The 22,256-nt window shown below is 70.3% G+C and carries 20 protein-coding genes; 9 read left to right on the plus strand and 11 right to left on the minus strand.

Going from position 1 to position 22,256, the window contains the following annotated elements:
• Positions 1-3: 3 nt before the first annotated feature.
• From araA to AB3M34_RS08105, 8 genes are all read right to left on the minus strand, one after another.
• Positions 4-1,500, minus strand: coding sequence for an L-arabinose isomerase (gene araA, locus AB3M34_RS08070; RefSeq protein ID WP_370618859.1), 1,497 nt, complete (start codon positions 1,498-1,500; stop codon positions 4-6).
• Positions 1,497-2,195, minus strand: coding sequence for an L-ribulose-5-phosphate 4-epimerase (locus tag AB3M34_RS08075; RefSeq protein WP_370618861.1), 699 nt, complete (start codon positions 2,193-2,195; stop codon positions 1,497-1,499). Before AB3M34_RS08075 ends, araA begins: the two co-directional genes overlap by 4 nt.
• Entirely contained in the window at positions 2,192-3,871 is a 1,680-nt protein-coding gene (gene araB / locus AB3M34_RS08080) for a ribulokinase (RefSeq protein ID WP_370618863.1), read from the minus strand. Before araB ends, AB3M34_RS08075 begins: the two co-directional genes overlap by 4 nt.
• On the minus strand, positions 3,868-4,896 hold the full coding sequence (locus AB3M34_RS08085) for a LacI family DNA-binding transcriptional regulator (RefSeq protein WP_370618865.1): 1,029 nt from the start codon (positions 4,894-4,896) through the stop codon (positions 3,868-3,870). The genes araB and AB3M34_RS08085 overlap by 4 nt, the downstream gene beginning before the upstream one ends.
• Complete coding sequence (gene yjfF / locus AB3M34_RS08090; RefSeq protein WP_370618867.1) at positions 4,893-5,906, minus strand: galactofuranose ABC transporter, permease protein YjfF; 1,014 nt, start codon at positions 5,904-5,906, stop codon at positions 4,893-4,895. Before yjfF ends, AB3M34_RS08085 begins: the two co-directional genes overlap by 4 nt.
• A complete protein-coding gene (locus AB3M34_RS08095; RefSeq protein WP_370618869.1) occupies positions 5,903-6,931 on the minus strand; it encodes an ABC transporter permease in 1,029 nt (342 codons plus the stop codon). Before AB3M34_RS08095 ends, yjfF begins: the two co-directional genes overlap by 4 nt.
• Positions 6,924-8,507, minus strand: a complete 1,584-nt coding sequence (locus AB3M34_RS08100; RefSeq protein WP_370618871.1) for a sugar ABC transporter ATP-binding protein — start codon at positions 8,505-8,507, stop codon at positions 6,924-6,926. Before AB3M34_RS08100 ends, AB3M34_RS08095 begins: the two co-directional genes overlap by 8 nt.
• A gap of 119 nt (positions 8,508-8,626) precedes the next feature.
• Positions 8,627-9,601 carry an ABC transporter substrate-binding protein gene (locus tag AB3M34_RS08105; protein ID WP_370618873.1) on the minus strand — a complete coding sequence of 325 codons (975 nt, stop codon included), beginning with the start codon at positions 9,599-9,601 and terminating at the stop codon, positions 8,627-8,629.
• A 525-nt stretch (positions 9,602-10,126) separates the two neighbouring features.
• Here AB3M34_RS08105 and AB3M34_RS08110 point away from each other — a divergent pair.
• From AB3M34_RS08110 to AB3M34_RS08130, 5 genes are all read left to right on the plus strand, one after another.
• The gene (locus AB3M34_RS08110) at positions 10,127-10,984 is read left to right on the plus strand and encodes a DegV family protein (protein ID WP_370618875.1); all 858 of its coding nucleotides are present in this window, start codon (positions 10,127-10,129) and stop codon (positions 10,982-10,984) included.
• Positions 10,985-11,086: 102 nt separating this feature from the next.
• Positions 11,087-12,148, plus strand: a complete 1,062-nt coding sequence (locus tag AB3M34_RS08115) for a helix-hairpin-helix domain-containing protein (protein ID WP_370618877.1) — start codon at positions 11,087-11,089, stop codon at positions 12,146-12,148.
• A gap of 40 nt (positions 12,149-12,188) precedes the next feature.
• The gene (locus AB3M34_RS08120; RefSeq protein ID WP_370618879.1) at positions 12,189-14,474 is read left to right on the plus strand and encodes a ComEC/Rec2 family competence protein; all 2,286 of its coding nucleotides are present in this window, start codon (positions 12,189-12,191) and stop codon (positions 14,472-14,474) included.
• 19 nt (positions 14,475-14,493) lie between these two features.
• On the plus strand, positions 14,494-15,486 hold the full coding sequence (gene holA, locus AB3M34_RS08125; protein WP_370618881.1) for a DNA polymerase III subunit delta: 993 nt from the start codon (positions 14,494-14,496) through the stop codon (positions 15,484-15,486).
• A gap of 73 nt (positions 15,487-15,559) precedes the next feature.
• A complete protein-coding gene (locus AB3M34_RS08130; RefSeq protein ID WP_370618883.1) occupies positions 15,560-16,240 on the plus strand; it encodes a TIGR00266 family protein in 681 nt (226 codons plus the stop codon).
• Between the two features lie 62 nt (positions 16,241-16,302).
• On the opposite strand, the gene rpsT is transcribed toward AB3M34_RS08130, so the two are convergent.
• From rpsT to AB3M34_RS08145, 3 genes are all read right to left on the minus strand, one after another.
• Positions 16,303-16,563 (minus strand): 30S ribosomal protein S20, encoded by a 261-nt coding sequence (gene rpsT / locus AB3M34_RS08135; protein ID WP_370618885.1) that lies wholly within the window; start codon positions 16,561-16,563, stop codon positions 16,303-16,305.
• Between the two features lie 122 nt (positions 16,564-16,685).
• A complete protein-coding gene (locus AB3M34_RS08140) occupies positions 16,686-17,066 on the minus strand; it encodes a YccF domain-containing protein (protein WP_370618887.1) in 381 nt (126 codons plus the stop codon).
• A gap of 50 nt (positions 17,067-17,116) precedes the next feature.
• Positions 17,117-18,019, minus strand: a complete 903-nt coding sequence (locus tag AB3M34_RS08145; RefSeq protein WP_370618888.1) for a hypothetical protein — start codon at positions 18,017-18,019, stop codon at positions 17,117-17,119.
• A gap of 166 nt (positions 18,020-18,185) precedes the next feature.
• On the opposite strand from AB3M34_RS08145, the gene lepA reads away from it, so the two are divergent.
• The 4 genes from lepA (at position 18,186) to AB3M34_RS08165 (ending at position 22,245) form a co-directional block, all read left to right on the plus strand.
• Positions 18,186-20,060 carry a translation elongation factor 4 gene (gene lepA, locus AB3M34_RS08150; RefSeq protein WP_370618890.1) on the plus strand — a complete coding sequence of 625 codons (1,875 nt, stop codon included), beginning with the start codon at positions 18,186-18,188 and terminating at the stop codon, positions 20,058-20,060.
• A gap of 7 nt (positions 20,061-20,067) precedes the next feature.
• On the plus strand, positions 20,068-20,568 hold the full coding sequence (locus AB3M34_RS08155; RefSeq protein WP_370618892.1) for a GNAT family N-acetyltransferase: 501 nt from the start codon (positions 20,068-20,070) through the stop codon (positions 20,566-20,568).
• 97 nt (positions 20,569-20,665) lie between these two features.
• Positions 20,666-21,319 (plus strand): TetR/AcrR family transcriptional regulator, encoded by a 654-nt coding sequence (locus AB3M34_RS08160; RefSeq protein WP_370618894.1) that lies wholly within the window; start codon positions 20,666-20,668, stop codon positions 21,317-21,319.
• Positions 21,316-22,245, plus strand: a complete 930-nt coding sequence (locus tag AB3M34_RS08165) for a TIGR01777 family oxidoreductase (protein ID WP_370618895.1) — start codon at positions 21,316-21,318, stop codon at positions 22,243-22,245. Before AB3M34_RS08160 ends, AB3M34_RS08165 begins: the two co-directional genes overlap by 4 nt.
• Positions 22,246-22,256: the final 11 nt, after the last annotated feature.

The raw sequence follows: 22,256 nt of genomic DNA on the forward strand, positions 1-22,256 counted from the left end.
GAGTCAGAATCCCGCGGCGAGCCGGTAGTACGCCTGGTTCCAGCGCAGCTCCTGGCGCAGCGCTCGCGTGGTGGTCGACGCGTCGATGTGGACGAGCTCGGTGCGAAGCATCTCGGCGAGGTCGTCGAACTCCTCGAACCCGACGGCGGTCGTGAGCACCGTGTGGTGGGGGCCGCCGGTCATGAGCCACGCCTCCGCCGCCGTCGTCAGCGACGGGTGCGCCTCCCACATCGCGCACGCGACGGGCAGGCGGGGCAGCGGCTCGTCGGGCTCCACCAGCGTCACGTCGTTGGCGCTCAGACGGAACCGCTCACCCTGGTCGGAGAGGCCGACGACGATGCCGTCGCCGGGGTCGGCCACGAACCGCAGGCGGACGGGGTCCTCGCGGCTACCCATCGACAGCGGGTGCGCCTCGGCCGTCGGACGTTGCGAGGTGAGGCTCGGACAGACCTCCAGCATGTGCGCGCCGAGCGACTTCATGTTGCCCGGCTCGAGGTGGTACGTGTAGTCCTCCATGAACGAGGTGCCGCCCGGCCGGCCGGCCGCCATCGTCTTGGTCGCGCGCACGAGCATGGACGTCTTCCAGTCGCCCTCGCCACCGAATCCGAACCCCTCGGCCATCAGCCGCTGCACCGCGAGGCCCGGCAGCTGGCGCAGCCCGCCGAGATCCTCGAAGCTCGTCGTGAACGCTCCGAAACCGCCCTCGGTCAGGAACGTGCGCAAGCCCGCCTCGAGCCGCGCGGCGTAGCGCAGGGAGTCGCGCCGCTCGCCGCCTTCGCGCAGCGCCGGGGAGACGTCGTACAGGTCGTCGTACTCGACGACGAGCTTCGTCACGTCCTCCTCGGGCACCTGGTCGACGACGGCCACGAGGTCGTTCACACCGTAGGTGTTCACCGAGACCCCGAAGCGCAGTTCGGCCTCGACCTTGTCGCCCTCGGTGACGGCCACGTCGCGCATGTTGTCGCCGAAGCGCGCCAGCCGCAGCGAGCGCAGGTCGGCGTACGCCGCGGCCGCGCGAGCCCACGTCGCGACGCGGCTCCCGACCGCGGGGTCGGACACGTGCCCCGCGACGGTCTTGCGGGGCACCCCGAGCCGGGTCTGCACGAAGCCGAACTCCCGGTCGCCGTGCGCGGCCTGGTTGAGGTTCATGAAGTCCATGTCGAGGGTGGCCCACGGGATCTCGACGTGGTGCTGCGTGTGCAGGTGCAGGAGCGGCTTCGCAAGCGCGTCGAGCCCGGAGATCCACATCTTCGCCGGCGAGAACGTGTGCATCCAGGCGACGACGCCGACGCACGAGTCGTCGGCGTTCGCCTCGAGCAGCAGCCGTCGTATCGCCTCGGACGAGGTGAGCACGGGCTTCCAGACGACCGGTAGCGCGAGGTCCTCCGTGCGGTCGAGGGCCTCGGCGATGTCGCGCGACTGCGCGGCCACCTGGCGGAGGGTCTCCTCGCCGTAGAGGGTCTGGCTCCCGGTCAGGAACCACAGGGCGCGGTCGGTCATCGAAGCTCTCTCTCCCCGGCCTGCTGGCCGTACACGTTCTGGTAGCGCTCGTACAGCCGGTCGACGTCCTCGGGCGCGATCGCCACCGGCTCGCCGATCTGGCGGCTGATGTGGACCGTGCGGGCGACGTCCTCGCACATGACGGCGGCCTTGACCGCGTCCTTCGCGCTGGACCCCACCGCGAAGACGCCGTGGTTGCGCATGAGCACCGCACGCGACCTGCTCTGCGCGAGCGTCTCGACGATGCCGCGCCCGATGGAGTCGTCACCGATCAGCGCGAACGGCCCCACGGGGATCTCCCCGCCGAACTCGTCGGCGATCATCGTCAACGTGCACGGGATCGGCTCCCCACGCGCGGCCCACGCCGTCGCGTACGTCGAGTGGGTGTGCACGACGCCGTTCACGTCCGGGCGGTGCCGGTAGACGTAGGCGTGCGCGGCGGTGTCGCTCGACGGCGACAGGTCGCCGTCGAGGAGACGGCCGTGCAGGTCGGTCACGACGATCGATGCGGGTGTCAGGGCGTCGTACGCGACGCCGCTCGGCTTGATCACGAGCGCGTCCTCGCCGGGAACGCGCGCAGACACGTTGCCGGCGGTCCACACCACCAGGTCGTACCGGGTCAGCTCGGCGTGCAGGTCGCACACCTCGCGCCGCAGCCGCTCGATGGTGCGGCGGACCTCGTCCACCACGGTCATCGCGCCCGCTCCCGGATCCGGGACGCCTCGTCGCGCAGCGTGCGCAACCGGTGCATCACCTCGTTGCCACCCCGACCGAAGTAGTCGTGCAGCGTCACGTACTCGGCGTACAGCCGGTCGTACGTGCGCGCACGCTCCTCGTCGGGGACGTAGACCGCCTTGCGCACCGACCCCATCGCCTTCGCGGCGGCGCGTATGTCCGCGTACGCGCCGGCCGCGACGGCGGCATGGAGTGCGGCGCCCAAGGCGGGGCCTTGTGCCGACCCGACCACGGACAGCGGGAGCCGGGTCACGTCGGAGTAGATCTGCATCAGCAGGGCGTTGCGGGCGAGGCCACCGGCGACGACCAGCTCCTCGACCGGCACGCCGCTGCCCACGAACGCGTCGATGATGGTGCGGGTCCCGAACGCGGTCGCCTCGATCAGCGCGCGGTAGACGTCCTCGGGACGGGTCGCCAGGGTCTGTCCGAGCACGACGCCGGAGAGTCCGTGGTCGACGAGCACCGAGCGGTTGCCGCTGTGCCAGTCGAGCACGACGAGCCCGTGCTCGCCGACCGCCTGCGCCGCCGCCAGTGCGGTCAGGTGCTCGTGGACGGTGAGCCCGGCCGCGGCCGCGTCGGCGTGGACGTACGCGGGGGTGCCGTGGTCGACGAACCAGGCGAAGACGTCGCCGACGCCGCTCTGGCCCGCCTCGTACCCCCAACGACCAGGCACGATGCCGCCGTCGACGACGCCGCACATGCCCGGCACCTCACGGAGCACCGACGAGCTCATCACGTGGCACGTGGAGGTCCCCATGATCGCGACCATCTGCCCGTCGTCGACCGCCTGGGCGGCAGGTGCACTCACGTGCGCGTCGACGTTGCCGACGGCGACCGGGATGCCGACGGGGAGGCCGGTCCACGACGCGGCCTCCGCGGTCAGCGTCCCGGCTCGCTCACCGAGCTGCACGACGGGCTGATTGATGTGAGCGTTAACAAAGTCGCCGAACGACGGATGGAGTGCCGAGAGGAAGTCCTCGCTCGGGTAGTGGCCGTCCTGGTAGATCGCCTTGTAGCCGGTGGCGCACGCGTTGCGCACGTACTTCCCGCAGAGCTGCCAGACGATCCAGTCCGACGCCTCCACCCACCGCTCCATCGCGGCGAAGAGCTCCGGATCCTCCTCGAGAACCTGCAGCCCCTTGGCGAACTCCCACTCCGAGGAGACCAGACCGCCGTAGCGTGCGAGCCAGGGTTCGCCCCGCTCGGCGGCCAGCGCGTTGATGCGGTCGGCCTGGCCCTGAGCAGCATGGTGCTTCCAGAGCTTGACGTACGCGTGCGGGCGATCGACGAACGCGGGCAGCTCGCAAAGCGGCGTCCCGTCTGCGGTGGTCGGGATCATCGTGCAGGACGTGAAGTCGGTCCCGACCGCGATCACGTCCGCGGGATCGATGCCCGCCTTGCGGATCGCCTCGGGGACCGCCGTACGCAGGACGTCGACATAGTCCGAAGGCACCTGGAGCGCCCAGTCGGCCGGCAGCCGTCGTCCGGGTGAGCCCGGCACGGCGTCGGTGACGACGCCGTGGGCGTACACCGACTCCGCGCTCGCGATCTCGCGGCCGTCCTCGACGGCGACGACGAGCGCACGGCCCGACAGCGTGCCGAAGTCGATGCCGACGGCGTACTCGGGTCTGCTCACGGCGCCACCTCCGGTCGGTACGGGCGTGCCGTGCTGGCGCGCAGGATCACGTCGGGGGAGACGAGGCGCTCGAGGTGGGGCTCGACGCCCTTGATGCCGGCGTCGAGGAAGGCGATCGCACGGCGCCCGACCTCCGCGAAGTCCTGCCGGACCGTCGTCAGGGGCGGTTGGAGGTACTCGGCCTCCGGGGTGTCGTCGAAGCCCACGACGCTCACGTGCCGCGGCGCCGGCCGACCACCCTCCTGGTACGCCCGGAGCAGGCCGATCGCCATCTGGTCGTTCGCGACGAACACGGCGGTCGTCTCTGCCTCGGCGACGAGCGTCCGCCCAGCCGCGTAGCCGCTGCGGGCCGACCAGTCGCCCTGCAGCAGCGTCCCAGCCTGCAGACCGGCGTCGGCGAGGGCGTCGCGCCACCCGGTCTCGCGGGCGTCGGCCTCGGTCCAGCTGCGCGGGCCGCGGACGTGCGCGACCCGCGTGTGGCCGAGCTCGACGAGGTGGGCCGTGGCGGCGTACGCGCCGGCGTGCTGGTCGACACCGACCACGTTCGTCGCCTTCGACAGGTCGCCCTCGACGACCACGAACGGCACACCGAAGTCCTGGTGGCTCACCAGCTCGAGGGCCTCGACCTGGCCGGCGATCATGACGATCCCCTCGACGGCCTGGCGAAGGAGGTGGTCGATCGCGTCGGTGAGGGTCGACGCCGTCACCGTCGCGAGGCTCACCGACCCGGCGAACCAGCCCGCGCTTCGTGCCGCGTCCTCGATCGTGCGGTGGATGCTGTTGGGGCCGTAGAGGCCGCTGCCGGTGCTGATGATCCCGATCGTCGACGAGCGTCGAGTGACCAGGGCTCGGGCGGCGGTGTTCGGGCGGTAGCCGAGCTCGCGGATCGCGGACTCGACCCGCTCCCGCGTCGAGGGGCGGATGTTGGGGGAGCCGTTGATCACGCGCGAGACGGTCTGGTGGGACACTCCGGCGGCCCGAGCGACGTCCGCCATCACCGGTGGGGACTGACGATCGGTGCTCACGAGACCTCCCGGCGGGTGAAGAAGCGTTGCAGGACGACGAAGACGAGCAGCAGCACACCGATCGAGATCTTCGTCCACCACGAGCTCAGTGTCCCGTCGAACGAGATGAACGTCTGGATGGTGCCGAGCACGAGCACACCGAGGAGCGAGCCGATCACCAGACCGTACCCGCCGGTCAGGAGCGTGCCACCGATCACGACCGCGGCGATCGCGTCGAGCTCCATGCCTACCGCGTGGAGGCTGTAGCCGGAGAGCATGTACAGCGCGAACAGGAGGCCTCCGAGCGACGAGCAGAACCCGCTGATCGCGTACACGCCGACCTTCACGCGGGCGACCGCGAGACCCATGAGCATCGCCGAGGTCTCGCTGCCACCGACCGCGTAGACGGTGCGGCCGAAGCGGGTGAGGTGCAGCACCCAGGCCGCGACCGCCACGACGAGGAGGGAGATCAGCACGGTCGGCGTGATGTAGAGCTCGCCGGGGAGCGTGATCGACGCCCCGGAGATCGACTGGAACGTCTCGTCCTTGATCGGGATCGACTCGACGCTGATGAGGTAGCAGAGGCCGCGGGCGAGGAACATCCCGGCCAGCGTCGCGATGAACGGCTGGACCTCGAAGTAGTGGATGACCAGACCCATCGCGAGACCGAGCACGGTCCCGGTGAGCAGGACTGCGAGGACTGCCAGCGCGGGCGGCCAGCCCGCACGCAACGTCGACGCCGCGATCATCGTCGAGAGTGCGACGACCGACCCGACGGAGAGGTCGATGCCCCCGGTGAGGATGACGAACGTCATGCCGACGGCGAGGACGATGAGGAACGCGTTGTCGACGAAGAGGTTGAGGACGACCTGCGGAGAGGCGAACCCCTCGTACCGGACCGAACCGACGCCGAACATCCCGACGAGCAGGGCGAAGGTCGCCAGCACGGGGAGCACCTGCGACGGAGGGGAGTAGCTCTTCAGCCGGCTCGCGAGGGTGCCCCCGGGCGCATCGGTCGTGGCGGTGCTCATGCTCGACCTGCCTTCACGAGAGAGGGACGGTTGCGACGGCGGCGCCAGACCGCCGCCCGGGCCTTCGGCGACTGGAGGAGGCACACCGCGATGACGACGACTGCCTTGAAGAGGTAGTTCGTGTCCGACGGGATACCGATGGTGGGGATCGTCGTCGACAGCGTCTGGATGAAGAGCGCGCCCACCAGCGTCCCCGTGAGCGAGAACCGCCCGCCCGCGAGCGACGTACCCCCGATCACGACGGCGAGGATGGCGTCGAGCTCGATCCACAGCCCGGCGTTGTTCGCGTCGGCCGAGCTGGTGTTCGCCGCGATCATCAGGCCCGCCAGTCCGGCGCAGAAGGCGGAGAACACGTACACGGTCCAGATGATCGTGCGCGAGCGCACTCCGGCGAGCCGGCTGGCCTCAGGGTTGATGCCGACGGACTCCACGAGCATGCCGAGCGCCGTACGGCGGGTGACGAGCCCGGTGAACGCGAGCAGGGCCAGCGACACCAGGATCGCGATCGGCAAAGTGAGGAAGTAGTCCGCACCGAGCGCCTTGAAGAACGCGTTGTTCACGGTGGTGACCTGGCCGCCGGTCACGAGCATCGCGAGTCCACGCCCGGCGGTCATCAGGACCAGGGTGGCGATGATCGGCTGGATGCCGACCACCGAGACGAGGAAGCCGTTCCACAGACCGAGCAGGATGCACACGGCGAGGGCGAGCGTGATCGCCGTGATCGCGGTGCCGGCAGAGGCAGGATCGGCTGCGCCGGCGATGTGCACGCAAGCCACGGCGCCCGCGATGGCGGCGATCGCGCCGACGGAGAGGTCGATGCCGCGGGTGGCGATGACCAGCGTCATCCCGAGCGCCACGAGGAGCACGGGCGCGCCGTTGCGGGCGATGTCGACCAGGCTGCCGTAGAGGTGCCCGTCCTGCATCCGGACCTGGAGGAAGGACGGTGTGGCGATCGCGTTGACCGCCAGCAGGAGGAGCAGCGCGAGCACGGGCCAGAACAGCCGGTGCCGGACGAGGTCACGCACGAGTCGCCTCCTCGTCGCGGGCGATGATCGCCATCAGGTCGGCTGTCGTCGTCTGGGCGTTGGTGATCTCGTCGACCTTGTGGCGGTCGCGCATGACGACGAGCCGGTCGCTGAGGCGCAGCACCTCCTCGAGCTCGGCCGAGATGAACACCACGCCCATCCCGTCGCGGGCGAGGTCGTCGACGACCTGCTGGATCTGGGCCTTCGCCCCGACGTCGATCCCGCGCGTCGGCTCGTCGAGGAGGAGCAGGTCCGGCTCCATGATCAGCCAGCGGGCGAGCAGGACCTTCTGCTGGTTGCCTCCGCTGAGGTTGCGCATGAGCGCGTCCGGGTCGGCGGGGCGGATGTCGAGCGCCTCGAGGTACTTCGCGACGAGCTGGTCGCGGGTACGGGGCGGCACCGGCCGGAGCCACCCGCGCGCGGCCTGCAGGCCCAGCAGCATGTTCTCGGCCACGGTCAGGTCGCCGATCACGCCCTCGGAGCGCCGGTTCTCGCTGGAGAAGCCGATCTTGTGGTCGACCGCCTTGCGCGGGGTCCGAAGGTGGACGCGACGCCCGCGCACCTCGATCGTGCCGCTGTCCGACGCGTCCGCGCCGAACAGCAGACGGGCGAGCTCGGTCCGGCCCGAGCCGAGCAGACCGGCGACGCCGATCACCTCGCCGTCGTACACGTCGAGGTCGACCGGCGCCAGAGCACCCTTGCGGCCGAGTCCGGTCGCCCGCAGGACCGGCGTACGACGCTCGTCCGGCTGACGGGAGGGCTCGCGGTCGAGGCGTTCGAGGACCTCCAGCTCCCGGCCGAGCATCTCCTCGACGAGCTCGAGCCGCGTGACGCCGTCGGTGAGGTGCTCACCGACGAGGCGTCCGTTGCGCAGCACGGTCATGCGGTCGGAGATCGCGAAGACCTGGTCCAGGAAGTGGGAGACGAAGAGGATCGCGACCCCTTGCGACCGGAGAGCTCGCACCACCTCGAAAAGCTTGGCGACCTCGTCGGCGTCGAGGCTCGCGGTCGGTTCGTCGAGGACGAGGACACGGGCGTCGATGTCGACCGCACGGCCGATCGCGACCAGCTGCTGGACGGCGATCGGGTGGTCCCCGAGGCGGGAGCGGGGTGCGATGTCGAGACCCAGGCGGGCGAGCACCTCGCTCGCGCGCCGGTTCATGCGCCGGTGGTCGATGCGCCCGAGGCGGCGCGGTTCGCGACCTAGCAGCATGTTCTCCGCCACACTGAGGTTCGTACACAGGTTGACCTCTTGGTACACGGTGCTGACGCCGGCCTCCTGCGCCATCGCCGTGCCGGCGAACCGCTGCTCCTCGCCGTCGACGAGGATCGTCCCCGCATCGATGGGGTAGACGCCGGTCAGCGCCTTGATCAGCGTGGACTTCCCTGCGCCGTTCTCACCCATCAACGCGTGGACCTCACCCGGGAACATCCGGAAGTCCACGCCGTCGAGCGCCTTGACCCCGGGAAAGGTGATCGTGATCCCGGTCATCTCGACGACCGGCTGCGGGTCGCGCGGTGTGCCGCCCGGTCGCGTCCCCGATGAGGGGTACGCGTCGGCTGACATGTGGGTCATCTCGAGTCCTCGGGGTCTCGTGGGTCGGCGGGTTGTGGTGGTTCGGTGGGTGGTGCCGGGGGCGGATCCAGGATCAGCCCCCAGCACCACGTGACGGATGGCGACGCGCAGGCCGGCACTCAGTACTGGCGGTCCGGCAGAGCAGCCTTGGCCTGCTCCTGGTCGAAGGTCGACTCCTCGGTGACCACACGCTCAGGCACCTCTTCGCCGGCCACCACCTTGGCGGCGAGGTCCATCAGCTGGGGGCCGAGCAGCGGGTTGCACTCGACGATGAAGTTGATCTTCCCCTCCGCGAGCGCGGTCATGCCGTCCTTGACGGCGTCCACGGTGATGATCTTGATGTCCGTCCCCGGCTTCTTTCCGGCAGCCTCGATGGCCTCGATGGCGCCGAGCCCCATGTCGTCGTTGTGGGCGTAGACGACGTCGACGTCGGGCTGCGACTTGAGGAAGGACTCCATGACCTTCTTGCCGCCGTCGCGGGTGAAGTCACCGGTCTGCGACGCGGTCACCTCGATCCGGGGGTCGGCGGCGATCTTCTCCTTGAAGCCCTCGGCGCGGTCGATCGCCGGAGCTGCACCGGTCGTGCCTTCGAGCTGGACGACGTTGATCGTCCCGTTCTTGTCGGTGTCGGCGGTGTCGGCGTTCTCGACGAGCCAGTCGCCGGCCTTCTCTCCCTCGAGGACGAAGTCCGAGCCGAGGAAGGTCTCGTACAGGGACGTGTCGTCGGAGTCGACCGAGCGGTCGGTGAGGATCACGGGGATCTTCGCCCGCTTGGCCTCCTGGAGGACGGTGTCCCAGCCGGTCTCCACCACCGGGCTGAAGGCGATCACGTCGACCTTCTGCTGGATGTACGACCGGATGGCCTTGATCTGGTTCTCCTGCTTCTGCTGCGCGTCGGAGAACTTCAGGGTCACGCCCTCCTCCTTCGCGGTGTCCTTGATGGACTGGGTATTGGCTGTCCGCCAACCGCTCTCTGCACCCACCTGGGCGAAGCCCATGGTGATGCTGTCGTCGTCAGACGCGTCGCTGCTGCCGCCGCTCCCGCACGCGGCGAGGCTGCCGACGAGCACGGCGCCGACGGCGGCTGCACTCACTCTCCTGATCATGAGGTTCCTCCGTCTACGGAACCCGGCACCGGTTCTGGTGCGGGCGAAGGGGCACAGGCGGACAACTGCTCCCCGGTCGTTCTCGATGTGACGGGCGCCACATCGATTGGTCAGATTGTTAACGCTCACATTTGTGGTCGTCAAGGGCGCTGGCACATTTTCTGCTCGCTCCGGGGCGGTCGTCTCGGGTGGGGCGTCGACCAGCTCGTGATGTCGGGCCGTTGTCGACGGCACGTTCATCTACGCAGGTCAGAGCGTCTTTGGGGAGCGCGAGTCGCTGCACCTCAATGCGCGCTGAAGCACGATGACAAGCGCCTGGCGCTGCTGCGTCGTCTCCAAATCGTGACCTTCGCGAGCCCCTCGGCGAAGTGACCAGTTTCGCCCGATTCTGTGAACGATCACATTGCGTCGACGCCGAGAGACGAGGCGGCCTGGACGGACCGGCGACGGCGCTGCGCGCAGGCCGATGCACGAGCACGCGCCCGCCACGGCGTCTCCGGCTACCCTCGGCCCATGACGATCGCCATCGTGACCGACTCGACGGCTTCGCTGCCCCCGGAGCTCGCAGCGTCCCGGGACATCACCGTCGTGCCGCTCGAGGTGGTCATCGACAACCGCTCGTACACCGAAGGCGTCGACGTGACGTCGGCGGACCTCGCGCGTGCGCTGCGGACAGGGCGGGCCGTCAGCACGTCACGCCCCAGCCCGGAACGCTTCTCGCGCTTGTACGCCGACCTTGCTGACCGCGGGGCCGAGGCGGTCGTCTCGGTGCACCTGAGCTCCCGGGTCTCGGCAACGTTCGAGTCCGCCCAGATGGCGGCCCAGGAGGGCCCGGTCCCCGTGCTCTGCGTCGACAGCCGGCAGGTCGGGATGGCCACCGGGTACGCCGCCCTCAGCGCAGCCGACCACCGTGACGCGGGAGCATCGGCCGAGGACGCCGCTAAAGCCGCCCAGGTCCGGTCCGAGCGGGCGACCACGTACTTCTACGTCGCGACCCTCGAGCACCTGCGCCGCGGCGGCCGCATCGGCACGGCGTCGGCGATGCTCGGCTCCGCGCTGTCGGTCAAGCCGATCCTCGGGGTCGAGGACGGCAGGGTCGTGCCGGTCGAGAAGGTGCGGACGTCGGCACGTGCGATCGGCCGCCTCGAGGAGCTCACCGCGCAGGCCGTCGCCGCGCACCCTGACGGCGTCGACGTCGCCGTGCAGCATCTCGACGCAGAGGACCAGGCGAGGGCGCTCGCAGACCGGCTGCGCGACGCCCTCGGCCTCGGTGCCGTCGACGTGATGGAGGTCGGAGCGGTCATCGGCGCCCACGTCGGGCCAGGCCTGCTGGCCGCCACTGTCTCGGGTCGGCTGCCGAGCGCTCCTTAGTCTTCCGTCCGGCCGCTCCCCAGCGGACTCGACCCGACGTTTGTCCACAGGGTGGAGTCGTGTGCTCCGCGCGAGCCGGTCGTCCGGCCTTAGCGTTCCCAGGTGGACAGACGCGGAGCCGACCGGACGAGCGAGGCAGCACGGCGCCGTCTTGCACTGCTGGCTCGTGAGCTCGGGACCGGACGGGTCGACATCGCCCAGTCCGGCGTCGCCCATGCCAGCATCGCCGGGGGTGACGTCGCCGAGGACGACCTCGCGGTGCTCGATGGTGCACCGGAGCCCGATGCGTCCACACGTGTCGCGCTCGGCGACGACGTGCACGAGCTGTTGTGGCCGGATGGTCTCCTCCCGCTCGACGAGCTGCCCGATCGGGCGGAGTCCGAGCGTCGCCGGAGGCTGTCACGACCCGTGGCTCCGCTCGGCGGGCCCGAGGGCGACGACCTTTGGGGCCGGCACCGATCGGGGGCGGTGGGGCGTGCACCGGGGTCGACCGTCGCGCTCCCGCGCGCGCTGAGCGTCCTCGGGGCGGGTGTCACGGCGCGACACGTCGTGGTCGTCGTCGTCATCGTGCTCGTCGCGGCCGTGGGTGCAGGGTTCTGGGTCCTGCGCGCGCAGCCCCGATCGGTCGTCGCGGAGCCGCTCGCGCCGGCTACCTTCGTCCCCCAGGGTGGTGCCGCAGAGGGCGTGGCACCCTCGCCGGCTCCGGCGCAGGGGAGCGGAGCGGCCCAAGTGGTCGTCGACGTGGCGGGCAAGGTCCGGCGGCCGGGCATCGTCGCTCTCCCCTCGGGCTCCCGTGTGGTCGACGCACTCGATGCGGCGGGGGGCGCCACGCGCGGCGTCGACCTCACGCCGCTCAATCTTGCCCGCGTGCTCGTCGACGGGGAGCAGATCGTGGTCGGGATGCCCGCGGTGGACGGTCTCCCGGCGGCCCTGCCGTCTCCGTCGAGCAGTGATGCGGGTGGTCCGGCAGGGGCAGTCGTCCCGCTCAACACGGCCACGATGGAGCAGCTCGACACACTCCCCGGAGTGGGTCCGGTCACCGCCCAGGCCATCCTCGACTGGCGCGCCGAGCACGGGCGCTTCACCTCGGTCGACGAGCTGCTCGAGGTGCGAGGCATCGGCGACGCGACGTTGGCCCGGCTGCGTGACCTCGTCACGGTCTGATCCGTCCGGCACGGCCACGAGCCGTGGGACGGGGCGCTCGGTGGACGCAGGCGCCGACCGGCGTACGCCTGAGCGACCGGTCGACCTTCGCATGATCCTCCCGGCCGTCGCAGCGTGGGCAGGCGCCGTCCTGGCGACGAGGACACCGACGGTGACTGCGCTGCTCAGTACCGCCGGCGTCGTCGGCCTCGGACTCCTCGCACACGGTGTCGTCCCTGCGCTGCGTCGTCGTACGCCCTGGGTTCTGCTCGTCCTGGTGCTGCTCGTCGCTGCCGTGGTGCTCGGTACGCTGCGGGCGGCGATGCACCGTCACGGCCCTGTCGCGGAGCTCGCCGCCCAGCGCGCGACGGTGCATTCCGTCGCCGTCGTGACGAGCGACCTGCGCGAGGTCGACGGTCGGTTCGGCGGGTCGGTGGTCTTCTCAGCGACGCTGCGCTCGATGGAGGCCCGCGGCGAGGTCGTGTCGGGCAGGACACCGGTCCGGGTGTGGGTCCGCGGGGCTGCTCCGCGCGTCGAGATCGGCCAGACCGTCGATCTGGTGGGGCGACTGGCACCACCCGACGACTCCTCGTACACGGCGACCGTCTCGGCATCGTCGATCGAGGGCCGGTCCGGTGGTGACCCCGCGTGGTGGTGGGACGGGGCCGACCGCCTGCGCGAGGCCGTGACCGCCTCGGTCGCCGGCCGGTCTGCCGATGTCGCCGCGCTTGTTCCCGCCCTGGTGCACGGCGACGACCACGCGCTCAGCGACGAGCTCACCGAGGACTTCCGGACGAGCGGCCTCACGCACCTGCTCGCGGTGTCCGGCACCAATCTCACCCTGCTCGTCGGAGCGGTGCTCGCGGTCGCCCGGCCGCTCGGAGCAGGCCCTCGTGCACGCATCGCCCTGGCCGTGCTCGCGACCGTCGGTTTCGTGCTCCTCGCCAGACCCGAGCCGTCGGTCGTCCGCGCGGCGGTGATGGGACTCGTCGGCGTCGCCGGGCTGAGCACCGGTGGACGGGCACGCGGCGCGAGGTGTCTCGCGTGGGCTGTGGTCGCGGTGGTGCTCGTCGACCCATGGCTGTCGACCTCGGCCGGCTTCCTGCTGTCGGCCGTGGCGACGGGGGGCATCGTCCTTCTTGCTCCGGTGTGGCGGGACGCGCTCGGACGGTGGATGCCGCGGTGGGCCGCGGAGGCGGTCGCCGTGCCCGCGTCCGCTCAGCTGGCGTGCACGGCGCCGGTCGTCGCGCTGTCCGGCGAGGTCTCGCTCGTGGCCGTGGTGGCCAACCTGCTGGTCGCCCCTGCCGTCGGCCCTGCGACCGTGCTCGGGCTGGCCGGCGGGACCGTCGGACTCCTGTGGGCGCCGCTCGGTCCGGTGGTCGGCCTGGCGACCTCGGTGCCGGCCGGCTGGATCGTGATCGTGGGGCAGCGGGCCGCGGACCTCCCCGGCGCGTCCGCCACGGTGGGCGACGGCCCGGTGGTCGTCGCTGTCGTCCTCGGCGTGACGGTCGTCCTCGCGTCGACCGCGCACCGTGTGCTGCGTCGACGTGTCGCCACGTGCGCGGTCGTGGGAGCGACGGTCCTGGTGGTCGTCGCCCCGCTGAGCCCGGGGTGGCCACCGCGAGGATGGGTGATGGTCGCCTGCGACGTCGGCCAGGGCGATGCCACGATCCTCCGCGCCGGCCCTGGCGCGGCGGTCGTCGTCGACGCCGGGCCCGACCCGGGCGCGGTCGACCGGTGCCTCCGCGACCTCGCCGTCCGATCCGTGCCCGTACTCGTCGTGACGCACGACCACGCCGACCACGTCGACGGCCTCGACGGCGTGCTCGAGGGGCGAGAGGTGTCCTGGCTCGGGGCAGGACCCAGCCGCCCCGCTCTCGCGGGAGTCGCGGTGCGAGACCTGGGTGTCGGCGACCGTTGGCGGGCCGGCGACGTGTCGCTCACCGTGCTCGGGCCGGTGACGACACCCGCCGAGGCGCCGGACGACGACTCAGCCAACGATGCCAGCATCGTCTTGCTCGCCGAGGTGGCCGGGGTCCGCATCCTTCTCACCGGCGACGTCGAGCCGCCCGCGCAGAAGGCGCTCCACTCCGCGTACCCGAGGTTGCAGGTCGACGTGCTCAAGGTGCCGCACCACGGGAGCGCGCACCAGGATGCCGCCTGGTTGACCGGGTTGGGGGCACGCTGGGCGACGGTGAGCGCCGGGTCTGACAACACGTACGGGCATCCCGCACCGCAGACGCTCGAGCTGCTGGAGTCGCACGGCACGACGGTCCTGCGTACGGACCCCGGCCACGACGTGGCCGTGGTCGTGCGCGACGGCCGGCTCGGCGGGGTGGTTCGGTGAGCTGTCGGCGGAGCGTGGGATGCTGACGACGATGGCGTCCTTGTTCAGCACCGTTCTCCTGGTCACCGGCGGGGTCGAGTTCCTCACCGACCGTGCGATGCGTCGCGCCCTCACCCAGATCCGGGGCGAGGATCCTGAGGTCGCCGTCTCCGACGTCGAGGCCGCGACCCTCGGCACGGGCGAGCTGACCGCGCTCACGAGTCCGTCGCTCTTCTCCGCGCACAGCGCGGTCGTCGTCCGCAGCATCGAGTCGCTCGACCCGACCACGGCTGACGAGCTCCTCTCGTACGCTGCCTCGCCCGCCCCCGACGTGGCGCTCGTCCTCACCCACGGCGGTGGTCAGAAGGGCAAGGGCGTGCTCGACAAGCTGCGCAAGCTCGCCGCCGTCCAGGAGGTCACGAGCTCCGCACCCAAGCCGTGGGAGATCTCACGCTGGGTCGCCTCGGAGGTACGACAGCTCGGTGGTTCGATCTCCGAGGAGGCTGCCGGCTACCTCGTCGATGCCGTCGGCCACGACCTCCGCTCACTCGCGGCGGCCGCAGACCAGCTCGTCGACGCGGCGACCGGATCCGACGGCAAGCGTGCGCCGATCTCGCTGGAGCTGGTCCGCCAGTACTTCGGCGGCAGGGCGGAGGTGAAGGGGTTCGACATCGCTGACGCGGCGATCGACGGCCAGACCGCTCTCGCGCTCGAGCAGCTGCGATGGGCGCTCAACAACAACGTCGCGCCGGTCCTCATCACCTCGGCGTTCGCGTCCGGGCTGCGCTCGCTCGCTCGCTACGGCGTCGCGTCGAGCAAGGGTCTGCGGGAGGCGGAGCTCGCCCGTGAGGTCGGGGCACCGCCGTTCAGGCTCAAGCGGCTGCGTGCCCAGCTCCGCGGATGGGACAGCACCGGCATCTCCGTCGCGATCGGCGCCGTTGCGCGCGCCGACCTCGACGTCAAGGGTGCATCCGACCCTGAGTACGCCCTCGAGCGCATGGTCCTGACCGTGACCGGCGCCCGCACCGCGTGACGCCGGCTCGTCCGACGCGGGTCTGAACCTCGACCGAGAGGCGCCGTACCCCTGGGGTGGCTAGCCTGCGGCCATGGACATCGAGATCAAGAACCGCCCTGCGTACGCGTCGGCGACCTGTGCGCTCGCCGCAGGGGAGTCAGTCCGCGCCGAGGGCGGAGCGATGATGGCGATGTCGTCGAACATCGACATCCAGACGTCGACCATGGGCGGGATGATGAAAGGGCTGCGGCGAGCGGTTCTCGGCGGCGAGTCGTTCTTCCTCAACACGTTCACCGCCTCGGGCGGGCCGGGTGAGATCACCTTCGCTCCCGTACTCGCCGGCGACATCGTGCGGTGGGACATCGGTGGCGAGACGGTGTTCGTCCAGTCCGGGTCGTACCTCGCCGCAGGCATCGACATCGACGTGGACAGCAAGTGGGGCGGCGCCAAGACGTTCTTCGGAGGCGAAGGTCTCTTCATGCTGCGATGCACCGGCACCGGTCCGCTGCTCGTCTCGAGCTACGGCGCCATCGAGACGCTGGAACTGGAGGCGGGAGAGCGGCACGTCGTCGACACCGGCCACCTCGTCGGGTGGGGCGAAGGCATCCAGTACAAGGTGCGCAAGGTCGGCGGGTGGAAGTCGACGCTGCTCAGCGGTGAGGGCTTCGTGGTCGACCTGACCGGTCCCGGACGGGTCTATCTCCAGACGAGGAGCCAGGACGCGTTCCTCGGGTGGCTGATCCCGCGCCTGCCCGACAAGAGCAGCAGCTGAGCCCAGACGCAACAACGGCACCTCCCGTCGGGAGGTGCCGCTGTGATGCGGAAGTCATGCGCTCAGAGAGCGGCAGCCTTCTTCGCGATCGACGACTTGCGGTTCGCAGCCTGGTTCTTGTGGATGACGCCCTTGGACGCCGCCTTGTCCAGCTTGCGGTTCGCTGCCTTCGCGAACTCCTGCGCATCGTCGTTGTTGCCAGCGTCGACGGCCTCGGTGAAGCGGCGGACGGCCGTCTTCAGCTCGGACCGCACAGCCTTGTTGCGCTCGCGGGCAATCTCGTTCTGCCGGTTGCGCTTGATCTGCGACTTGATGTTTGCCACGGGGCAAGCCTCGTTGTTCTGTCGAAGTGGATTGGGTGCGCGCGCGGACACGGACACGCGACCACCCACTGTATCAGCGCCTCCTCGGACAGCCAAAACGCCCTGAGGGTCGCGCGAACCGGTCAACCGTTGCGGACGGGCACGATCCGGTAGCCCAGCGGCACCAGGGAGATCGGGACCATCTTGAAGTTCGCCAGACCGAGCGGGATGCCGATGATCGTGATGCAGAGCGCGACCCCGCTCACGAGGTGCGCCAGCGCGAGCCACCAGCCGGCGAGAAGGATCCAGATCACGTTGCCGATCATCGACGCCACGCCCGCGGTCGGATGGGGCTCGATCGTGCGTCCGAACGGCCACAACGCGTACGAGGCGATCCGGAACGACGCGATGCCCCACGGGATGCCGATGATCGTGATGCAGAGGATCACCCCGGCGACCGCGTAGCCGATGGCCAGCCAGATCCCGCTGAGAACGAGCCAGATGATGTTGAGGATCAGGTTCACAACGAGAAGCGTAGGCGCCCTGGGGCCACCGGGACTGACGATTCCCGCCGTCAGGCCGCGTACCGAGCCCGGTCGGCGCGAGTCGTCCGTCGCCGTGGCCCATGCCGTCGGACGGCCCACGCGATGCACTCGGCGACGTAATCCGGATCGAACATGACGTCCTCCCAGCTGAATCGCAGGACCAGCCAGTCGCGCAGAGCCAGGGCGACGTAGCGCCGACAGTCTCGCCGCAGCGAGGCGCGGTCTGCGTGGAAGCCGAACGAGTCCGCCTCGAGGACGATGCGCAGCTCGGGGTCCACCAGGTCTGGCCGGACCCTGAACGAGCCGTCGCTGATCCACCGTTGCGGCTCGACCGCGATCCCGTCGACGCCGAGGGCGACCGCTCGAAGGACGGACTCGAACGGGTTCGCGGCACGCCCGTCAGCGTGGGTGACGACCCGGATGGCGCGCCCCCGCCCGCGCGTGGCGAGGCGGCGGGCGGCGCGTTCGAGGTCGTCTGCGTGCACCGCGTGCCGACGCAACGCCGAGTCGGCGATCGCCAGAGCCTCGTCGAACGGGAGGTCCCTCGCACAGTCGATGACGGTCTGGATCTCGTCGGTGACGAGGTCGTTCCAGTTCTCGATCGAATCACGCGGCCGCCATCGGACGTCGGTGCCCGCCCTGCGTTCGGGCGCAACGTTGCGTCCGCGCGGCACGATCACGGAAGGACGGTCGGGCTGTGACTTCATCTCCCAACCGTGGATCGCGGCGGCAGACTGGTGTGACGCGAGCCCTGACAGGCGCACAGCCGCAACCTTCCCGTCGTCGGCGGTCGGCAATGCGTATCCCTGCTCGGCCCGGACGATCTCACTGTTCTTGAGCGCGGTCCGAACTCGCTTCCGCGACGTCGCCGAGACGAGAAGGCGACTCGGCGCGACGCCTCCCAGGCGGGCCAGTGCTTCGACGACGTGCATGGCGAGCAGCCTGGCCGATCGTGGCCCGTCCGTGCAGGCGTCTTCCACAGAGGGCCGCGGGGACTGACGATTCTCGCTCGTGCCGCACGTCCCGGCGGCGTGCGCGCTGAGTCGTCCGTCCTCGTGGCCCGCCCGTCTGGTCCGTCATGGGAGGATGGGAGGCACCATGGCCAAGACCTCACCCGCCTCGTCGGCGCCCTCACCGGGCGCGACCGACCCGGCGATCCTCCGCAACTTCAGCATCATCGCCCACATCGACCACGGGAAGTCGACGCTGGCCGACCGGATGCTGCAGCACACCGGGGTCGTCGACGCCCGTTCGATGCGCGCCCAGTACCTCGACCGGATGGACATCGAGCGTGAGCGCGGCATCACCATCAAGAGCCAGGCGGTGCGACTGCCGTTCACGAAGTCCACGGGCGCCGACGCCGGCACGACGTACGTCCTCAACCTGATCGACACGCCCGGGCACGTCGACTTCACCTACGAGGTGAGCCGCAGCCTTGCTGCCTGCGAGGGCGCGATCCTGCTCGTCGACGCGGCGCAGGGCATCGAGGCGCAGACCCTCGCCAACCTCTACCTGGCCCTCGACGCCGACCTCCACGTCATCCCCGTGCTCAACAAGATCGACCTGCCGAGCGCGCAGCCGGAGAAGTTCGCCGAGGAGCTCGCGCACCTCGTCGGCTGCGAGCCCGACGAGGTCCTCCGCGTGTCGGCCAAGACCGGTGTCGGTGTCGAGGACGTCCTCAACGCGGTCGTGGACCAGATCCCTGCCCCCGTCGGTGACGCCGCTGTGTCCGCACGCGCGATGATCTTCGACTCCGTGTACGACACCTATCGCGGTGTGGTCACCTACGTCCGGGTGATCGACGGGTCCCTCTCGCACCGCGACAAGATCAAGATGATGTCGACGGGCGCGGTGCACGAGATGCTCGAGGTCGGGGTGATCTCACCCGAGCCGACGAAGGCCGATCGGATCGGTGTGGGCGAGGTGGGCTACCTCATCACCGGCGTGAAGGAGGTGCGCCAGTCCCGTGTCGGCGACACGGTCACTTCGGCGAGCAAGCCCGCGACACAGGCGCTCGGCGGATACCGCCACCCCAACCCGATGGTGTTCGCGGGCCTGTTCCCGATGGACGGCGACGACTACCCGACGCTGCGCGACGCGCTCGACAAGCTCCAGCTCAACGACGCCGCGCTGCAGTACGAGCCGGAGACCTCCGATGCGCTCGGCTTCGGCTTCCGTATCGGTTTCCTCGGCCTGCTCCACATGGAGATCGTGCGCGAGCGGCTGGAGCGCGAGTTCAACCTCGACCTGATCTCGACGACACCCAACGTCGTCTACCGCGTCCTCATGGAGGACGGCAGCGAGCACCGCGTCACGAACCCGAGCGAGTACCCGACGGGCAAGATCAACGAGGTGTACGAGCCGGTGGTGCGGGCGACCGTCCTGACTCCGACGGACTACATCGGCCCGGTGATGGAGCTCTGCCAGACGCGCCGCGGCACGCTCCTCGGCATGGACTACCTGTCGTCGGACCGGGTGGAGATCCGCTACACGATCCCGCTCGCCGAGATCGTGTTCGACTTCTTCGACAACCTCAAGAGCCGTACGAAGGGCTACGCGTCGCTCGACTACGAGACGACCGGCGAGCAGGCGGCCGACCTGGTGAAGGTCGACATCCTCCTCCAGGGCGACCCCGTGGACGCGTTCAGCGCGATCGTGCACCGCGACAACGCGTACGGCTACGGCGTCGCGCTGGCGCAGAAGCTCAAGGAGCTCATCCCGCGTCAGCAGTTCGAGGTGCCGATCCAGGCCGCGATCGGCGCCCGGGTCATCGCCCGCGAGACCATCCGCGCGATCCGCAAGGACGTGCTTGCCAAGTGCTACGGCGGCGACATCAGCCGTAAGCGCAAGCTGCTCGAGAAGCAGAAGGAAGGCAAGAAGCGGATGAAGATGGTCGGGCGCGTCGAGGTGCCGCAGGAGGCGTTCGTCGCCGCGCTGTCGACCGGCGACGCGGGGGAGAAGGGCAAGAAGTAGTCGTCCCATGAGGCCGGCCACGCGCGACGACGTCGAGCAGATCAGAGAGGTCGAGCGCGCGGCGGACGAGCGCTTCCGTGACATCGGTCTCGGCTTCGTCGCCGACGGCGAGCCCACGTCGTACGCGGCTGTCGCGGAGTCTGTCGATCGCGGTACGACCTGGGTGGAGGTGGACGGCGACGGTTCGCCGGTCGCGTTCGCGTCCGTCGGCATCGTCGACGGTTGTGCTCACCTGGAGCAGCTGTCGGTCCATCCGTCGTGCGCGCGGCAGGGGATCGGCAGGGCGCTCGTGGATGCCGTCGAGGTGTGGGCACGCGACCACGGGCTGACGGTCATGACGCTGACGACGTTCGCGGACGTGCCGTGGAACGCGCCGTACTACCGACGGCTGGGCTTCGACGTCGTCCCGGAGGCGCTCTGGAGCCCGGGGGTGCGAGAGCGGATCGCCGAAGAGTCCGCCTTCTTCGACCCGTGGGAGCGCGTCGCGATGGCGAAGCCGCTCGGCTGACAGCGTCTTCATCGTTGCTCCACGCCGCGCCGCTCGTTCTTGAACATGTTCGAAACCTCGACTAGGTTTCGAACATGTTCAAGTATCGGTGGCTCTGATGGCGAAGGACACGCGGGAGCGCCTGGTTGCCGCGGCGTTGCGGTTGTTCCGTACGGACGGCTATCACGCGACGACGATGCGGCGCATCGCCGACGAGGCCGGACTGTCGCTGGGCAACGCGTACTACTACTTCGCCGGCAAGGACGAGCTCGTGCACGAGCTCTACGTGAGCGTCCAGCGCGATCATCGTGACCGGGCGTTGGCCGACCTCATCGACGGCGCGCCGCTCGTCGACAACCTGCGGGTCGTCCTGCACACCGGTCTCGACGTGATGGCGCCGTACCACGGCTTCGGGACGACGTTCGTGCAGCAGGCGCTCCCGGGGTCGTCGTCGGCCAGCCCGTTCTCCGCGGAGTCGACGGACGCACGTGCGATGGCGATCGCGCTGATGGACCATGCGGTGGCGACGTCGAAGACGCGCGTGCCGAGCGCCCTCCGTGACCGGCTTCCGACGCTTCTGTGGTTGCTCTACCTCGGCGTCACGCTGCACTGGGTGGTCGACCCCACCCCCGCTCAAGAGCGAACCCGCACTCTCGTCGACCGACTCGCGCCCGTCGTCGGGAGGGCGGTCGCGCTGTCGCGCCTCCCGGTCGCCCGCGGTCTGGTCGACGACGTCGTCGACCTCGTCTCGCCGGCCGAGGTGCAGCGATGAGGGGCGGGCAGGTCGCCGTCGTCGCCGGTGCGTCCGGATACATCGGCCAGCACCTGGCGACGGCCTGGCGTGCCGACGGGGCCGAGGTGCGGACGATCGGGCGCGGACCCGGCGCAGACGCGAGGTGGACCGATCAGGAAGGGCTGGCCGACGTGCTCGAGGGCAGCGACGTGGTCGTGAACCTCGCCGGGCGGTCCGTGAGCTGTCGCTACACGAAGCGCAACGCCGACGCGATCCTCTCGTCCCGCACCGAGACCACCGCCGAGCTCGGACGCGTGCTTGCCGGGCTCTCGCGCCCACCTTCGCTGTGGGTGAACGCCAGCACCGGCACGATCTATCGCGACGCGCGCGACCGGCCGATGGACGAGGAGACGGGAGAGCTCGGCACCGGCTTCTCCGTCGCGGTCGCCAGGGCGTGGGAGCACGAGCTGTTCGCGGCGCCCACCGCCGTACGCAAGGTCGCCCTGCGGATGGCGATCGTGCTCGGTGCAGGCGGCGGCGCTCTGAACCCGTTCGTCAACCTCGCGCGCCTCGGCTTCGGCGGCCGCATGGGAGATGGCGACCAGGTGTTCAGCTGGGTGCACGTCGACGACGTCCGTCGTGCGATCGACCACCTCGCCGACCATCCCGGCGTCAGCGGTCCCGTCAACGTGGCGTCCCCCTGTCCCGAGACGAACGCGGACACGATGCGCCTCGTGCGCCGTGCCTTCGGCCGGTCGTACGGCGTCCCGCTCCCCGCGTGGTCCCTCGAGGTGGGTGCGCGCGTCATCCGCACCGAGGCGGAGCTGGTCCTCAAGAGCCGTTGGGTCGATCCCCGGGTGCTGAGTGAGTCCGGCTTCGTGTTCGCCCATCCCGATCTCGACGAGGCGCTCGCCGAGATCGCCTGTCGCACGAGCCGCGGTCTCCTTCCCGTGGCGCTCGGCTAGGCACGGCATCG

It is taken from the genome of Mumia sp. Pv4-285 (assembly GCF_041320275.1).
GTDB lineage: Bacteria > Actinomycetota > Actinomycetes > Propionibacteriales > Nocardioidaceae > Mumia > Mumia qirimensis.

Excerpts from the sequence above, each read along its gene's own strand:
- araA (WP_370618859.1), bottom strand. The coding sequence starts at position 1,500 with ATGACCGACCGCGCCCTGTGGTTCCTGACCGGGAGCCAGACCCTCTAC.
- AB3M34_RS08145 (WP_370618888.1), bottom strand. The coding sequence starts at position 18,019 with ATGCACGTCGTCGAAGCACTGGCCCGCCTGGGAGGCGTCGCGCCGAGT.
- AB3M34_RS08075 (WP_370618861.1), bottom strand. The coding sequence starts at position 2,195 with ATGACCGTGGTGGACGAGGTCCGCCGCACCATCGAGCGGCTGCGGCGC.
- AB3M34_RS08110 (WP_370618875.1), top strand. The coding sequence starts at position 10,127 with ATGACGATCGCCATCGTGACCGACTCGACGGCTTCGCTGCCCCCGGAG.
- AB3M34_RS08100 (WP_370618871.1), bottom strand. The coding sequence starts at position 8,507 with ATGACCCACATGTCAGCCGACGCGTACCCCTCATCGGGGACGCGACCG.
- AB3M34_RS08130 (WP_370618883.1), top strand. The coding sequence starts at position 15,560 with ATGGACATCGAGATCAAGAACCGCCCTGCGTACGCGTCGGCGACCTGT.
- holA (WP_370618881.1), top strand. The coding sequence starts at position 14,494 with ATGCTGACGACGATGGCGTCCTTGTTCAGCACCGTTCTCCTGGTCACC.
- AB3M34_RS08155 (WP_370618892.1), top strand. The coding sequence starts at position 20,068 with ATGAGGCCGGCCACGCGCGACGACGTCGAGCAGATCAGAGAGGTCGAG.
- AB3M34_RS08165 (WP_370618895.1), top strand. The coding sequence starts at position 21,316 with ATGAGGGGCGGGCAGGTCGCCGTCGTCGCCGGTGCGTCCGGATACATC.
- AB3M34_RS08160 (WP_370618894.1), top strand. The coding sequence starts at position 20,666 with ATGGCGAAGGACACGCGGGAGCGCCTGGTTGCCGCGGCGTTGCGGTTG.
- yjfF (WP_370618867.1), bottom strand. The coding sequence starts at position 5,906 with ATGAGCACCGCCACGACCGATGCGCCCGGGGGCACCCTCGCGAGCCGG.
- lepA (WP_370618890.1), top strand. The coding sequence starts at position 18,186 with ATGGCCAAGACCTCACCCGCCTCGTCGGCGCCCTCACCGGGCGCGACC.